The organism is Vibrio harveyi NBRC 15634 = ATCC 14126 = KCTC 12724, from assembly GCF_001591145.1.
GTDB classification, from domain to species: Bacteria; Pseudomonadota; Gammaproteobacteria; order Enterobacterales; family Vibrionaceae; genus Vibrio; species Vibrio harveyi.
Genome location: NZ_BCUF01000078.1, coordinates 1 through 14,806, shown reverse-complemented (window position 1 = coordinate 14,806; position 14,806 = coordinate 1). Strand labels below are relative to the sequence as shown.

16 protein-coding genes are annotated in these 14,806 nt (G+C 42.5%); 9 read left to right on the top strand and 7 right to left on the bottom strand.

Annotation, left to right across the window (positions count from 1 at the left end):
• Positions 1-122: 122 nt before the first annotated feature.
• Both VHA02S_RS23580 and VHA02S_RS23575 read right to left on the bottom strand, forming a co-directional pair.
• A complete protein-coding gene (locus tag VHA02S_RS23580; RefSeq protein WP_009696972.1) occupies positions 123-689 on the bottom strand; it encodes a hypothetical protein in 567 nt (188 codons plus the stop codon).
• The gene (locus tag VHA02S_RS23575; RefSeq protein ID WP_038899143.1) at positions 689-1,324 is read right to left on the bottom strand and encodes a LysE family translocator; all 636 of its coding nucleotides are present in this window, start codon (positions 1,322-1,324) and stop codon (positions 689-691) included. The genes VHA02S_RS23580 and VHA02S_RS23575 overlap by 1 nt, the downstream gene beginning before the upstream one ends.
• Positions 1,325-1,727: 403 nt before the next feature.
• Here VHA02S_RS23575 and VHA02S_RS23570 point away from each other — a divergent pair, with 403 nt between their 5' ends.
• The 8 genes from VHA02S_RS23570 to VHA02S_RS23535 all read left to right on the top strand — a co-directional run bounded on the left by VHA02S_RS23570 (position 1,728) and on the right by VHA02S_RS23535 (position 10,103).
• Positions 1,728-2,231 (top strand): hypothetical protein, encoded by a 504-nt coding sequence (locus VHA02S_RS23570; RefSeq protein ID WP_227740473.1) that lies wholly within the window; start codon positions 1,728-1,730, stop codon positions 2,229-2,231.
• Positions 2,232-2,319: 88 nt separating this feature from the next.
• On the top strand, positions 2,320-2,814 hold the full coding sequence (locus tag VHA02S_RS23565) for a hypothetical protein (RefSeq protein WP_005451888.1): 495 nt from the start codon (positions 2,320-2,322) through the stop codon (positions 2,812-2,814).
• A 76-nt stretch (positions 2,815-2,890) separates the two neighbouring features.
• Positions 2,891-3,595: a fimbrial biogenesis chaperone gene (locus VHA02S_RS23560; RefSeq protein ID WP_005451887.1), complete on the top strand. Its 705-nt coding sequence runs from the start codon at positions 2,891-2,893 to the stop codon at positions 3,593-3,595.
• 1 nt (position 3,596) lies between these two features.
• A complete protein-coding gene (locus VHA02S_RS23555) occupies positions 3,597-4,283 on the top strand; it encodes a fimbrial biogenesis chaperone (RefSeq protein WP_005451886.1) in 687 nt (228 codons plus the stop codon).
• Positions 4,267-6,750 carry a fimbria/pilus outer membrane usher protein gene (locus VHA02S_RS23550; RefSeq protein ID WP_038899144.1) on the top strand — a complete coding sequence of 828 codons (2,484 nt, stop codon included), beginning with the start codon at positions 4,267-4,269 and terminating at the stop codon, positions 6,748-6,750. Before VHA02S_RS23555 ends, VHA02S_RS23550 begins: the two co-directional genes overlap by 17 nt.
• Positions 6,740-7,612 carry a hypothetical protein gene (locus tag VHA02S_RS23545; protein ID WP_005451884.1) on the top strand — a complete coding sequence of 291 codons (873 nt, stop codon included), beginning with the start codon at positions 6,740-6,742 and terminating at the stop codon, positions 7,610-7,612. Before VHA02S_RS23550 ends, VHA02S_RS23545 begins: the two co-directional genes overlap by 11 nt.
• A gap of 107 nt (positions 7,613-7,719) precedes the next feature.
• Entirely contained in the window at positions 7,720-8,388 is a 669-nt protein-coding gene (locus VHA02S_RS23540; RefSeq protein WP_005451883.1) for a response regulator transcription factor, read from the top strand.
• A gap of 236 nt (positions 8,389-8,624) precedes the next feature.
• On the top strand, positions 8,625-10,103 hold the full coding sequence (locus tag VHA02S_RS23535) for a carboxypeptidase M32 (protein ID WP_005451882.1): 1,479 nt from the start codon (positions 8,625-8,627) through the stop codon (positions 10,101-10,103).
• Positions 10,104-10,234: 131 nt separating this feature from the next.
• Here VHA02S_RS23535 and VHA02S_RS23530 read toward each other — a convergent pair whose 3' ends face one another.
• Positions 10,235-10,537 carry a DUF3861 domain-containing protein gene (locus VHA02S_RS23530; protein WP_038899145.1) on the bottom strand — a complete coding sequence of 101 codons (303 nt, stop codon included), beginning with the start codon at positions 10,535-10,537 and terminating at the stop codon, positions 10,235-10,237.
• A gap of 203 nt (positions 10,538-10,740) precedes the next feature.
• Between VHA02S_RS23530 and VHA02S_RS23525 the strand changes: the two genes are divergently transcribed.
• Positions 10,741-11,178 carry a MarR family winged helix-turn-helix transcriptional regulator gene (locus VHA02S_RS23525; RefSeq protein WP_017188109.1) on the top strand — a complete coding sequence of 146 codons (438 nt, stop codon included), beginning with the start codon at positions 10,741-10,743 and terminating at the stop codon, positions 11,176-11,178.
• Positions 11,179-11,269: 91 nt separating this feature from the next.
• On the opposite strand, the gene VHA02S_RS23520 is transcribed toward VHA02S_RS23525, so the two are convergent.
• From VHA02S_RS23520 to VHA02S_RS23505, 4 genes are all read right to left on the bottom strand, one after another.
• A complete protein-coding gene (locus VHA02S_RS23520) occupies positions 11,270-11,842 on the bottom strand; it encodes a hypothetical protein (RefSeq protein ID WP_038899146.1) in 573 nt (190 codons plus the stop codon).
• A gap of 49 nt (positions 11,843-11,891) precedes the next feature.
• Positions 11,892-12,422 (bottom strand): RNA 2',3'-cyclic phosphodiesterase, encoded by a 531-nt coding sequence (thpR, locus tag VHA02S_RS23515; RefSeq protein ID WP_005451877.1) that lies wholly within the window; start codon positions 12,420-12,422, stop codon positions 11,892-11,894.
• A 104-nt stretch (positions 12,423-12,526) separates the two neighbouring features.
• Positions 12,527-13,474 carry an LpxL/LpxP family Kdo(2)-lipid IV(A) lauroyl/palmitoleoyl acyltransferase gene (locus tag VHA02S_RS23510; protein ID WP_005451876.1) on the bottom strand — a complete coding sequence of 316 codons (948 nt, stop codon included), beginning with the start codon at positions 13,472-13,474 and terminating at the stop codon, positions 12,527-12,529.
• Positions 13,475-13,716: 242 nt separating this feature from the next.
• A complete protein-coding gene (locus tag VHA02S_RS23505) occupies positions 13,717-14,655 on the bottom strand; it encodes a LysR family transcriptional regulator (RefSeq protein WP_017819450.1) in 939 nt (312 codons plus the stop codon).
• Positions 14,656-14,806: the final 151 nt, after the last annotated feature.

The following is a 14,806-nucleotide window of genomic DNA, read 5'->3' as shown; positions in this document are numbered from 1 at the left end:
TACCTCTATAACCTCGCGATGCTTGGCTATAAAAAAGAGACAAGCCGATCGACTTGTCTCTTTCTCATTTCATCATATTGTATTTATACCCAGGTCACTCCTAGATACTTAGGTATAGCGCATCAATCTCTGAGCCATTGATGATCTTCACCACCATCTTTCTTATTGAAAAATGCAGAGTGTTGCTGTTTGAACTGATCTGCTTTTATCTCTGAAATCGGCCACAATGTAAAATCTTCACGAATAAAGCTATCGTCAATACCAAACTCAAGCGTTCTTAGCTTATTGCCGATAAATCGATAGATGTACGTTTCACCGGTCTTCTCGCATACCATTGGTACATGCGACATCGGCTGACCATTGACTGAAACTGACACCCATTTACTGCTCTTTGGCTCACAAGACGCTTGATTTACTACATCAATTTCGAATTTGTTGTCTAAGGTCGTACCGACAAAGACGACGGTGGAATCTTGCAAATAGACGCGCCTCAATAAAAGCTGTTTAGTATCTTGAGTACGTGTGGTTTGAATACCATTAGAAAATGGTTCGAAGTAAGACCAATGCCAGTTCCATTGCATGCCTTTTTCAACAAAGTGAAGCTGAGGTATGGTTTTCCAAGCCACAATACCAGCAAGCGCCGCAATAAAAGCGATCAGGATAATTAGAATTCGAACAAGTGAATACATTAGACTGGTTTTTCTACAAGTAATTTAACACCAAGTGCAACCAGTACCGCTCCAGTTGCCCCTTCCATCCATTTCATAAAACTTGCATTTTTTAACAAGCTTTTCGCGGAATTTAATGCACCAGCCAGACCACATTGCCAAACCATCGCAATCATAAAGTGAATAGACGCCATAAGCATAGATTGTATTAATGGAGAACCTTCTGGGTTAACAAACTGAGGTAAAAACGCCAAATAGAACACTGCCGTTTTTGGATTAAGCACATTAGATAAGAAGCCTTCACGGAAAGAGCGTTTACCGCTATACGCTTGGTGGGTCTGTTCAGAGACAGCAATGCCGCCATTCGATTTCATTAACGCTCTCAAACTACTTAATCCAAGCCAGATCAAATAAGCAGCACCCACCATTTTCACCATTTGAAATAGTTCAGCGGATTGAGCTAAAACAGCAGAGATGCCTACAGCAGAGAAAAATGCATGAACAAACAGACCGAAACAAATACCTAAACTTGTCGTACAACCATCTTTAAGACCTGCACGACTGGTGTTACGAATCACCAAAGCTGTGTCCAATCCCGGTGTAAGCGTCAAAATAGTGATGGCAATGAGGAACGCCTCAAAATTCAAAATATCCATATTCTTGTAGTGAGTGATTGTGCATTACCCATCAATACCGTCAATCCACGCAATTCGCAAGCAACTTTTGTGATCAACATCGTTGAAAATCACATAACGTACAAAGCCATACGCATAAAAGCACTTAATAAGCATACACACAAATGATTTTAAGATGCAGAGCTCAAAACGTTGTCATTGATTCGAGGTCAAGGAAAACAACGTAGCGTCTACAAACCAAGTCATTCTCGCTAAACAAAGCATCTCGAGGTTACTTGAGTATAAGGTCTTTCTTATATAAAGAGAGTTACTACTATTTCTACAACTTTTATAAAAACGATCAACCTCCTTTACTACTCTTCTATTTCCATCAGGAATTATAGTTTATTTCAACAACACAAAATAAACGAAAGTTGGTGTGCAAATGGGATATATGCTTCTTTTTCATTGCTGCCTGATGATCGCAATTTGGTTATTTATATTTGCGCCACTATTTAGTAACGCAAATACCTTAACGATGAATCTTGTTGGCAAATTAGAAGACCGATGTGAGATAAATTTCACGTCAGGTCAAAAAATCGACTTGTCAGACAGCAATATAAAAACACTACCATTGGACATATATTGCAACCAACCACTCGGAGTAAGCGTATATTCAAAAAATGGCGGACTAAAATTGGATAAAAGAGATAATATTCCACCATTCGAGTATTTATTTGAAATCAACATTAACAAAGCAAATATTCATGAAGAAGTAAAAAGCATTGATTTGCTCTCTGAAAAACGCTTTGACAGTTCAGGTGTTATTCCTTTCTCGGCACTAGGAGAAATTAGAATAACACTAGAAGACCGCTTGCTATACGCAGGCTATTACGAAGACGTGATTGAAATTGATGTATTCCCCTCAATTAACAGCGTCATCAACTAGGAGTTCTGTATTCGATACAGAGAAAGGCTAGCTCGGTGGGATTTGGGCTAAACATGTATGTTATCTCTCAAGTTAAAGGAATCTTTTTATGAAAAAACTTACGATTTGTGCAGCGGCTGTTACAGCTATTTTCGGTTCGCAAGTTCACGCAGGTCCGGGTGATGTTCAATTAGTGGGTTATGTTTCTCCAGTATGTGAAGTATCAGGGCTTGCTACTCAATTGCTCGACTTTGGTGATGTAACACAAGAACAAACTGTTTCTATCGATCTGGATATGAAATGTAACGATGTCGATGGTGCAACCGTTTCTTTGACCAGTTCTGAAGGTGGTCTTGAATCGGATGATGACGAAGATTTCGCGCTAACTTATACCGCAACTTTTGCGCCTACAGGTCTTCCATCATTTGATCTAAATGCACCTGGTGGCCCGGGTTTAAACGATGTCTCTAGTGAGCTGTCATACCCAGGTTCTTCGGGTCTAGCATCTGGTGTTGATGCGACATTGACTGTACAAACAACAGAAGTGGCAACATGGGCGGGTGGCTACTCAGATACGCTAACCGTTAACGTGACTTCTAACTAAGTTCCCCTCCGGGAGGCTAAGCGTATAGCCTCCCTTTCTACACAGCCATACCAAGCTGACATTGATGGAGCTCAACATGACTCGATGGATTATCCTAGTCGCAACATTTTTATTTTGTTCTTACGCTAACGCATACAAGGTTGAACCTATGGTTGCTGAGATTGAACCCATAGGCAATCGAGCCCAAATGTCGATGCGTATCGACAATACATCCCGAGTACCCCTAACTGTTGAGCTCTATCCTTTTTCAATGACCATGGATGAGCAAGGTGTAGAAACAACAAAACCCGCAGACGATGAATTGCTCGTTATTCCAGTAACCGCAATCATAGAGCCAGGTCGCTCTCAATCGGTCATGATTCGTTATTTGGGTGATCCTTCAATCTCTGAATCAAAAGCATACCGAGTCTCCATTAAGCAGGTTGAAGTAGCCCGTGGCGAAGAACAAAGCGCTAAGATGGGGTTATTACTTCAATTCAATACACTAATTAATGTTAAGCCCAAAAATACATCGGCAAACTTAGATATAAAAAGTGTCAAACAAAAAGGAAGCAAATGGATTGTTGAAGTAGAGAATAATGGTAATAGTTATGGCAGGCTAACGAATACTAATTGGCATTTAACGGATGGTAGTAATTCTAAATACCTAAAAGGATTAGATATCAGTAAGTTAATCGCAGGCACACTTGTACTTCCTCATTCAACACGATTTTTTGAAATGAAACCATTGAAAGGGTTTGACGTGTCAGATTTGTCGATAGAAATAGAACAGGATAAATAACATGTTCTATCAATCTATAACATGTCTAATCTTGTTATTATTTAGTGGTTTTTGTAATGCAATCATTATTTCACCAACTGTATTTGAATTGAACACAGATAGAAATACAACATCACAGATCATAGTGACAAATAATTCAACAGAAAAAATGCCGCTAGAAGTAAGTATTCATCAGCTAGTATTTAAGAAAAATGGTCAATATGAAACCAAAGCATTAAATAGCGACGCACTTTTGGTTTTTCCACCAGCAGCAATGTTAGCACCGAACTCAAAGCAAGTATTTCGTATTCAATGGCTTGATCCTTCTGTACAAAAGACATCCTCTAGCTACTTTATACGGTTTACACAAGCTCATTTAACGGGTGCTAATGGACAAAGTAGAACTTTGCCTATGCAGCAGAGCGGAGTCAAAATTAAAGTGCATTATAACGCGCTGCTTCATGTGTACTCCAACAACCAACAGCCTGACGTCACCTTGGAAGTTTCTGATGCCGGACAATTGGTTATTCGTAATACTGGCGAACGCTTTACCTACTCTCGACTACTGTATTTTGAGCCGTTAACAGCGACAGAAAATTACTCGCTCCAACAACAAGTCGGTGACCAATTTTTGCCACCATTTTCTACCTTCACCCTGCGTTCACGGAAAGCAATCCCAGTAGGAAAATATCATGGAAGAGAGCAATGAGCGTCGGAGCAGTGCTGTTTGGCTCCTATTCATTTTATTAACGATTTTATGTATCGCTCAAATCAACATCAGTTGGGCACGCGAGGTTGTGCTTAATCCAACAGGTCGAGATATCGAGCTATCCTCTCTTTTAAAAATCAGTGACAGCGTCTTGGGTCAGGCACAAGTCACCATTACCGCTGATGACGAGATTCGCTTACCGAAAGACAGTACCATCGCCCTACTTTCGTCATCTGTCGCCGAGTCAGCCTTAGAGAAATTACGAGACGCCCATTCAGAGACCTTATCTCAAGAAGACTTTCGACGTGCCGGGCTTGGGCTTACCTTTGATTTATCCACCCTAGAATGCATCATTTCAGTTCCTAACGAATTGAGCGTCACGCGACAAATATCGTTAGCTGAAGACAATGAACATTTTAATTATTCTGAACCCAGCTTTTTCAGTGGTTATGTTAATGTCACCGCATCGGCGAATGAAACTCAGACCATAGCAGAGCAAAATGACCGACAAAGTATTTACAGTACAAGATTTGAATCGGGCTTAAACGCAGGTTCTGCCAACCTTGAATATGAAGCCACCTTTGAAAATGGATCGTCTCAAGACTCAGATTATTACCGCCAAGGCACGCGCTTAAACTACGACTTTCCTTCACAAGGAACGCGCCTTGTATTGGGTGATATGTTTAACGCTGGCAAAAGCTTTCAAGATGGTACCGACATCCTCGGAGTCGGCATCACACGTGACTTTACTTTAATTCCGACTCGAAACGTGCGCCCTAAAGCCAATCAGTCTTTTACATTGCAACGCACCTCGAATGTCGACGTTGTTATCGATGGCATTGTCGTTCAGAGGCTGACACTGGGCGCAGGCAGCTATAACTTGAGTGATATCCCTCTCGCACAAGGTACTAACGATGTCGAATTGGTGATCACCGACTCTTCTGGGCAAACCGAAAGAATTCAATTTTCTGTCGCAACGGGGAATGACCTTCTTAACAGCGGAGAGTTTGAGTACAGTTTAATGGCGGGCGTGCCGTCAGAGGTCAATAACAACGAGCTCGATTATCAAACCGATCAAAAATTGATACATGGTTATCTTGATGTTGGTGTATTGCCATGGCTTACGCTAGGCGTAAACGGTCAAAAACGTGAAGACCTGTACCAATATGGTGGGACGGCTTTAATTGCAAGCTCACTAGGTGTCACCGAATTGTCCGCCTCTCAAAGCCATCATCCCACTCTCGATTCTGGGCAAGCATTTCGCATCGCTTTCGATGCAGAATTTGATGATGACAACCCTTGGCAACCACAATTAAGTGTTTTCTATGAATACCAATCGGAAAACTTCGCGGGCGTAGAAAGCTACGACACTATCGACTCTCCTCTCAACCAAACCACTCACTATGCCTCGGCGTTTGGTGCGTTTTATATTAATGACGATTTACGTGCAGCCATGACGGTCAATTACCGCTCTGGCACTGAAGATACTGCGAATTATTGGTCAGTTAGCCCTAGCCTGTCCGGTTCGTTCTTCTCGACACCTGCGACATGGAGCGCAAGGGTCAACTATCAGAACAACGACGTCGGTTCAGATGAATGGAATACGTCTCTCACGTTAAGCTGGCCATTAAGCGATTCCACACGATTAGTCAGCCGCTACAACAGTGAGGTCGATCAAGCAGCACTAGACCTCACTTATCAAAATAATGTAGGTAATACTGGGGGCATGTCAGGCTATGCTTCTGTTGTTACCAGCCGAGACAGCGACGCTGACATTGACCTTGGCGTTAACTATTCTGCCAACCGCTTTCAAGTTATCGCTGACCACGCTACGCGTATGGAGAGTTTGAACGAAGATATAAGAAACCACAGTACGCGTGTAGAAGTCAGTAGTGCGATTGCCTTTGCTGGTTCCTCAATCACAGTTGGACGCCCAGTCCGTGAAGCGTTTGCAGTGGTGTCTAAGCACCCAAGCTTGGAAGAAAACAATGTTGATATCGATCCAACTCTAGACGGTGAAAACGCCCGCGTATATAGCCATAGCGCATCCAATGTATTGATACCGGACTTGGTTGCCTACAACCCTCAATTGATCAGTTATGACGTAGAGAACCTACCGCCCGGTTACGATTTAGGTGACGGGGCATTTTGGCTGAATCCTGGCTACAAACGCGGTTACCAACTCAAGATTGGCTCAGATTCTGTGTTAACCGTAATGGGAACATTACTCGATCGACATACTGGCAGCCCTATCCCACTCATTGCTGGCGTGGCGACTTATTTGGGTAGCGAAACCCAACAGCCCATCGAATTCTTTACTAATCGAAATGGCTTGTTTGCAATCTCCGGCTTACGCCCCGGTCAATACCAACTCACACTCGACACAAAAGAAAAACAGACTGTGGTGATCACTTTAGATGAACGCAGCAATGTTTTAATCAGATTAGGAGAGCTTTATGTGGATTAAACCTTTTATCACTCTAATATTGCTTGCTCCCCCAGCATTAGCGGGTTCTCTTTGCTCAATGAGTAACTTAAGTGTCGAACCTGCTTCTACGCAGGCACGCTATGATGTGTTTGCCTCTGGTGCATACACACTCATTTCGACATATCGACTGCGCGCGAATATTGAAGGCGAACAATGCCAAATTCCGGTCAAGTTAGAGATTGATGATGGTGACTCTTTTTTAAAAGGAGAAGCCAATGCCCAGCTAATTTTCGAATGGCAAGGCGGGAACGGTTACCAAAAAGGTAATCAATGGCATGTCGTCTTAACAGAGAATAACGCTGATATCACCTTTCAAATACGTTATCCGGCTCAACAATGGCTCGCCTCAGGTATTTATCAAGGCAAGCTCGAAGCAACAGTATTAACCGAACAACTGCTCAATAACGAATATGTTTTACCAGCTGTGACAAATATCGCAGTCACTGTTTTGCCGATGGCCAAAATACAGTTTTATGGTTTGACTCAACAGCATTACGAATTGGATATGGGGATACTCCAATCCAATAAAGTAGTTACATCCGCGCCCAAACTTTGGATTCAAAGTAACGCCGGATATAACTTGGTTTTTGAATCAACAAACCGAGGTGCGCTCCGACACAAATCTGCGGACACCCAATGGGACATTAGCTACGATATGTATCTGGATTCTAAGCAAATTAACCTAGATCAGGCGAGTGCTAGAGTCAGCGAAAATACGCCATCTAAGGGACACGCCAAAAACATGAAATTTATCATCGGCGATACGCTAAATAAACCGGGAGGTACCTACAACGATGTGCTCCAGATCTCAATTGAACCTAAGCTTTCGCAACAACCTTAGGCAGTCGCAAAGTTGAAACAGAGAAAAGTGGCGAGCACTATACCCCTAGACTAAGGTGATTACATTATCAATATTATTAGTACAAAACTATTATATAGGGGCTAGTTATGAATATGGGGACGCGTAGGAATGAATTAGAATCTAACATCCTTCTTATTGGTGAAAACTGTATTCAAAACCAGTTTATTCGCCGAGAGTTGGAAAAGAACCCCCAAAACAAACTTACCCGTAAAAGCATCCATTGCTTAGACGAAGAAATTAACTTGTCCAGCTACAACGTTGTTCTGATTTCTAACTATTTATTGGAAGAAAGACCACTGTCTGACTACATCTCACTCAAAACAAAAAACACCGACTTAGTGGTTTATGACGTACCGAAAACGGGCTCTGATCTTCGGCTTTTTTCTTGTCTCAATCTCAAAGGCGTACTTTATGAAGATTCGCCAATAGAGCATTTAACTCGCTGTATCGATGCCGTCTTAAGTGGCGAATTATGGTTACCTCGAAAACTGATGGCAAAAATGCTGATTCATTTCAGACCTTATGCCATCAGCTCTCAAGAAATCAGCAACACATTAACGAAAAGAGAAAAACAAATCCTCGATCGTATTGTTCAGGGACAATCAAATTTAGAAATTGCTGACGCCCTGTTTGTTGCGGAGAGCACGGTAAAAACCCATGTTTACAAGCTTTACAAAAAACTCAACGTTAGCTGTCGCAAGGAAGCCATTCAAAAATTCAGCCGCCCTCTTAGGCAAGAAACTCAAGAACATTAGCTATCGCTGACTCTAGCTTTGTTTCTCAACGCTCCTTTTGGTTAGGTGTACAAGTGTCTGAATTTGTGCACAATAGACCTGCATTGTTTGTTAATAAATAGTAAATTAGCAACACTTCTCTATCGGCATTCTCTTGATGCGGCACTTTTTCTGCGTCGGAGCTGAGGGATTCGAACAGTACGTTCAAGGACCCCACTTGGGGCGTTTAAGGAAAGAACATAACAAAGAGTAGTCACATGAGCGCATTTCAAAAACTCGTCGAACATTCAAAAAAAGTCTCTAACTTTGGTCACTTAGCCTCCATCGTAGGGTGGGACCAAGCTGCCGTTATGCCATCAGGCGGTGCGGAAGCCCGTTCTAATGCAATGGCAGAACTTAATGTCCACATTCACTCTCTTATGACTCAACCTCATTTAGGTGATCTATTTGCACAAGCAGAAGAAGAGTCATTATCAACGCAAGATCAAGCCGTACTGCGTGAAATGAAACGCGATTGGCAGCAAGCGAATCTACTGCCTGAATCTTTAGTACAAGCGCAATCTCTCGCAGGTTCTAAGTGTGAACATGCGTGGCGTAGCCAACGTGGGAATGATGACTGGACTGGTTTCGAAAAAAACTGGGCAGAAGTCGTTAAACTGTCTCAAGAAGAAGCTCAAATTCGTGCAGAAGCTGCTGGCACATCACCTTACGATGCCATGCTGGAGCTGTACGAACCAGGCACAACATCCGCGTCTCTAGACGTGTTGTTTACGGACGTAAAAACATGGTTACCATCAATGATTGATGAAGCCATCGAGAAGCAAAAAGCCAACAACATCCTGCTTCCGAACGGTCATTACCCGGCTGAAAAACAAAAAGCATTGGGGCTGGAAGTCATGAAGCTGCTTCAATTTGACTTCGAACATGGTCGTCTTGATGAAAGTGTTCACCCATTCTGTGGTGGCGTTCCTACTGACGTTCGTATTACCACTCGCTACGACGAAAAAGAGTTCGTGCAATCATTGATGGGCATCGTACATGAAACAGGTCACGCGCGTTACGAGCAAGGTCTGCCAAAATCATTAGCAGGCACTACGGCTGGTGAAGCTCGTTCAATGGGCATCCACGAATCTCAATCTCTGTTCTTCGAGATGCAAGTAGGTCGCAGCCAAGCCTTTGTTGAACACCTTGCTCGTCTGGCTTCTAACCATTTCGAAGGTCCTGAGTTTGCTCAAGACAACTTGTCGAAAATCTACACTCACGTGGAGAAAGGTTTCATCCGTGTCGATGCTGATGAACTGACTTATCCTGCTCACGTTATCTTGCGTTACGAAATTGAACGCGATCTCATGAATGGAGTTATTAAGCACACTGACGTTCCAGAACTGTGGAATGAGAAGATGAAGGCTTACTTAGGTCTGTCAACAGAAGGGAACTTCAAGAATGGCTGTATGCAAGACATTCACTGGACGGACGGTGCCTTTGGTTACTTCCCTTCCTACACGCTCGGTGCAATGTATGCAGCTCAATTCATGGCTGCAATGAAGCAAACGGTTGATGTAGATGGAGCAATTCGCTCTGGAGATCTATCCCCAATCTTCACTTGGCTATCTGATAACATCTGGAGTAAAGGCAGCTTGTTGTCTACTGACGACTTGGTAAGCCAAGCTACAGGCGATGTATTAAACGCGAAACACTTTAAAGCACACTTAGAAAGCCGTTATCTTGGTAAGTAAGATTTGCTTTTGAAAAACCAAAAAGGCTGGTGAAATACCAGCCTTTTTATTAGTTTTAAATTTATCCCCAAATAACCTCGAGATGCTTGGTTCAGCGAGAATGACTTGGGTATAAAACACAGTAAAATCGATCATTGAGCTTGTTGACGCTTCACTGTGCTTTTCAAGTTTTGCATGAAATTTCTAAAGTGCGGCATAAAGTCAATAAACAACGGATGTTTACGATCTTTCATCATCACGGGTCCCAGCAGGCGAAGCGCTACACCAACACGAGTCGCATCAGTTGGCTCTAATCCACTGTCCTGATTAAGCTTCTCAACAATGTTTAGCATGTCTTCACGATCTTGAACTTCAAAACTCAAGCTTCTTGCTTCACACCCTTCTTCAACATTTACTTCTTCAATGGTGATGCGGTAGCAGTTGTCTTTTCTCATCTCATTTCTCCAATCAAAATTCATCAGCTTGTTAAAAAGCGTTCAATCTTTGGTTTGATGGTCACGGATGTTATGGTCATCAACACCATTGCTAAGGATTCTGTTATTCAATTCTAGCTCTTGAAGTTGCTTTCAATTAAGTTGATAATGTCAACTATAGTTATTTAGTTGATAATGTCAACCACTTTCACTTGGAGTGTTACATGTCGAATCCAAAATCGCTGGATAATCTATTCCAACTCGTACACGCTTTGAAGCGTCAACTGCACGAGCAAATAGAGCAACTAGAACTCCCTATCGCACCTATGCATGTGCGCGTTATAAAAATCATCAGTAAGCAGTCACCTTGCACAGCAATGGATGTAGTGAACTTCTTAAATAGAGATAAAGCGCAGGTTACACGCTTAATTAAGACATTGATTGAAGAAGGCTTTATTGAGAAAACACCAAACCCAGACGATAAGCGCAGCCAATGTTTATTGACCACCGAGAAAGGCAATGATGTGTTAGCGAAGATCAAAACGGTCGACGCCAAGATCTTTCAAAAGATGACGCTAGATGTGTCGGACGACGACCTTGCCGCATTTCAGATTACTGCAGGTAAGTTAGCTGATAATTTAGCGAAAAAAGACAGCAAGTAAACTCACGTAGCCTCCAAACTTTTATGAGTATTAGCGGTTATTTTCCATGATCGTGATTGAATAAGAGAGCAACGCGTGCTGCTCTCTCCAATTAAGCTCTTATCCGGCTACGAATTTCTAATGTTTCTTGGTAAACATCTTCAAGGTGATACGGCTCAATTGCTTCATTAGAAATAAGCCACTCACCCAAGATCGAATCATCTTCCGTTTTTACGGCAATACAAGTGCCATCAACAAACATAATGTTGAGCCCATAGTCGTAGATAACAACTTCTGAAGAAGGGACAAACGCTTTATCAGCCAAATTTTCTTTTACTGCTTTACGGCTGCGTAATCGAATGACGTCGATACACTCGATCACTTTAGCTTCTTCGCAAAACCTCACGCCTTCAAGCTGTGTCAGCTTTACCTCTTGTGGATTCAGCTCATCGACAAACCTTGCTACTGGCAAATGAAAGTCATGACCTTGGGGGCTTGTGTGCCATTCGTTTGTCAGCTCAACAAAACCAGTAGGCATCTGAAAAAACAATGGAGATAAGCTTGTCACCGGATCTGATTCAAGGCTCGTATTATCAATACTTGTCATTAACTTGCATTCTAATCCTACAATGCGCTTTAGTGCGTGTATCGAAGCATCATCCATTTGATAGTCGAGTATTTCCATTACTTACCTCCTTACTCCATTGCTGACAGTTTTAATAACATAAACATCATCAAGAAGATGAACAAGCGACTTCTTCGATAACTTGATAGCTCAATTGCCCCTCTATCGTTTTACTTTCCATCAATGCGATGGAGTAAATTGGTATTGTTAGCGGTGAAATAAGAACCTCATCCAAAGGGGCTTGTTTTTCGACATGTCGAGCTAATGTAATGTGAGGGACGTACGTGCGTGACTCTGTCACAAACCCATGGTGCTCTAGAGTTTCTATTAATGCATTTTGTCGTTCTGCTATAGCGGGATTGTTCTTGATGCCTAGCCAAGCTAACTGTCTACCACTTTGATGGAACGTGCCGAGATGATCGACGACAATCTGATCGCAAGAAGGCGTAACTGTGTGGAGAATCTTTGTGAGTTGCTGAGCTTCCTCGTTGGTCGATTCACCAATAAACGCCAAAGTAATATGGAAGTTGTCTTTTCGGGTATAACGCCCTTCTATGCCCTTTTGCTTCAGCTTATCTTGAATCAGTTTGAGCTTTGACTTACTTGCATCGTCAAACGTCATTGCAAAAAACAATCTCATCATAAACGTCCTTAAACCCAGAATATCCATATTGTGGCAAACAAGCCTATGGAAATGAATCAACAGATAAAAGAAAGCCCAGAACAAACGTCTGGGCTTGGTGTTCACATTGCGGGTGCAAGTTGAGGTTTATACAAACAGCATTCACCATCAGGGCGTGTCTTAAAACGACGGTGCAACCACATATATTGACTCGGGCATGCCATGATCGATTGTTCTACGATCTTGTTTACAAACACTGCCGCTTGGTCTGGGGCATTTTTCGGAAAACCTTCAACAGGAGCACGAAGGGTCAATGTATAGTGACCATCGCTACCACGAACCATGGTAAATGGTACTATTGCGCAGTCTGTTGAATCGACGAGCAAGCTTGTTCCTGTCGTAGTGCATGCACGCTTTACTGCAAACAAAGGTGCAAACGTCGAGCGACGCGTACCATAGTCATGATCCGGTGCGTACCAAACGCGATGACCAGTATTGAGTGCTTCAAGCATGCCCTTAACATTTTTACGATCGATCAATGTACGATTCGAACGAGAGCGTCCCTTGTATTGAAAGTAGTCAAAACAGGGGTTGTTGTTTGGTCGGTAAACACCAGAACCAGATTTTTTGATGCCAAACGCACGAGCACCTAATTCTAGGTTCATTGAGTGAACCGCTAGCATTAATACGCCCTTCCCTTGTTTCTCAAGCGCTTCGATGTGCTCCATACCTTCAATTGTCACGTGTTTGTTCACGCGTTTATCCGACCAGAACCATGCCATCGCGGTTTCGAATAAGGCAATACCTGCGTTGTCGATGTTATCTTTTAAAATCGCATCACGCTCTTGTTCACTCATCGCTGGAAAACATAGTTCTAAATTACGTTTGATCGTGACTTGTCGCTTTTTCATTAATCGCATAGCAAGACGACCAATTCCGCTTCCTAGCGCGAGTTGAACACGAAATGGGAGGAGACTAAAAAGGTACATGATGCCGATAATGATCAATGTGCCCCAGTAGCGAGGAGCCAGAAATTCTGCCTTGAATTTTGGTGCAGTATGCTTATTCATGAATGTGTCATCAGACGAGTTCGCCTATAAAGTTCTAAAAACAATGATAGAGATTAAAATCATTGGCTGTGCTTATTACAAAAACTAAAGCGCGCGGATTCTAGGGCTCTTTAACACAACACACAATAAGAACTTTCCGATATTGCGGTCAGACCTATCAACTTGAACATAAAGGTCGTGATTTTCGTCGAATGGACACAAAAAAGCCGCCTTTCGTGGTTACAAAAGGCGACGAGTTAAGACTAGAGTTTTAAAACTTCGCTATCTAATACATTCTCTTTTACTAATTCAGACAGAATAGCTTTTGTTTTCTCTCTAAACAGATCTCTAAGTAGCCTTACCGTTGGCGTTATAGACTGTCGGCTTGGGCAAATTAACCATAGCTCCGTCGGCGTCGGTTTATATTCACTCATGACATTCATTACCTTGCCATCCAGTAAGTCCTGCGACATGTCTAAACAAGATTTAATGGCTAATCCTTTGCCTGAAACACACCAACGTCGAACTAAGTCTCCGTCATTCGAAGCTCGGTTTCCTTTAAGTTTCACTTTGTATTCAGCACTGCCATCAGAGAAACCCCAGACATCTTGCAACGTATCGTGCAACTGATAAAGCAACCCATTGTGCTCAGCTAAATCTTGCGGATGCTTCGGTGTTCCTGCGAGATTGAGATACTCGGGTGTAGCGCACAATAATCGAGGTACGTTACAGATTTTAAAACCATACATACTGGAATCGGTGGGCGCACCATAACGCAACGCCATATCAACCGAATCACGGTAAAAATCTATGTTGCTGTCACTGATGTTGCTTCGCAATGTGACTTTTGGGTAGCTATCCATGAATTCATCCAACCATGGCGTAACCAAATTGCGCCCTAAATCAGAAGAGAGCGCAATACGCACCTCTCCATCAATGATATCGAGATCCTCACGCATGTTCTGCTTTGCATGTTCTAACATCTCTAGCGCTTTTTCACATTGAGGAAGGTAACGTTCGCCGGCGCTGGACAAACGTAAATGGCGTGTAGTACGAACAAATAGCTCCGCACCTAAAGAAGCTTCAACCCTTTTCACTGCTGCACTGGCCGTTGCTGTTCTCATATCGAGGGCTGTAGCAGCCCCAGTGATACTCCGAAACTCAGCGACTTTGAGCACGACTTGCAGATCTTCAAGCAACATATTATCTAATCCTATTTGATAATTTTCTGTTGATTATAATGCTTTAGAAAAGATAAGCATGTTTGAAAAGTCACTTTTACTTAAGTCAGTTAACCTACTTGATCTACATTGCCCCTTCTGCCAAATAGAATTCTGATATACCCAAGTAACC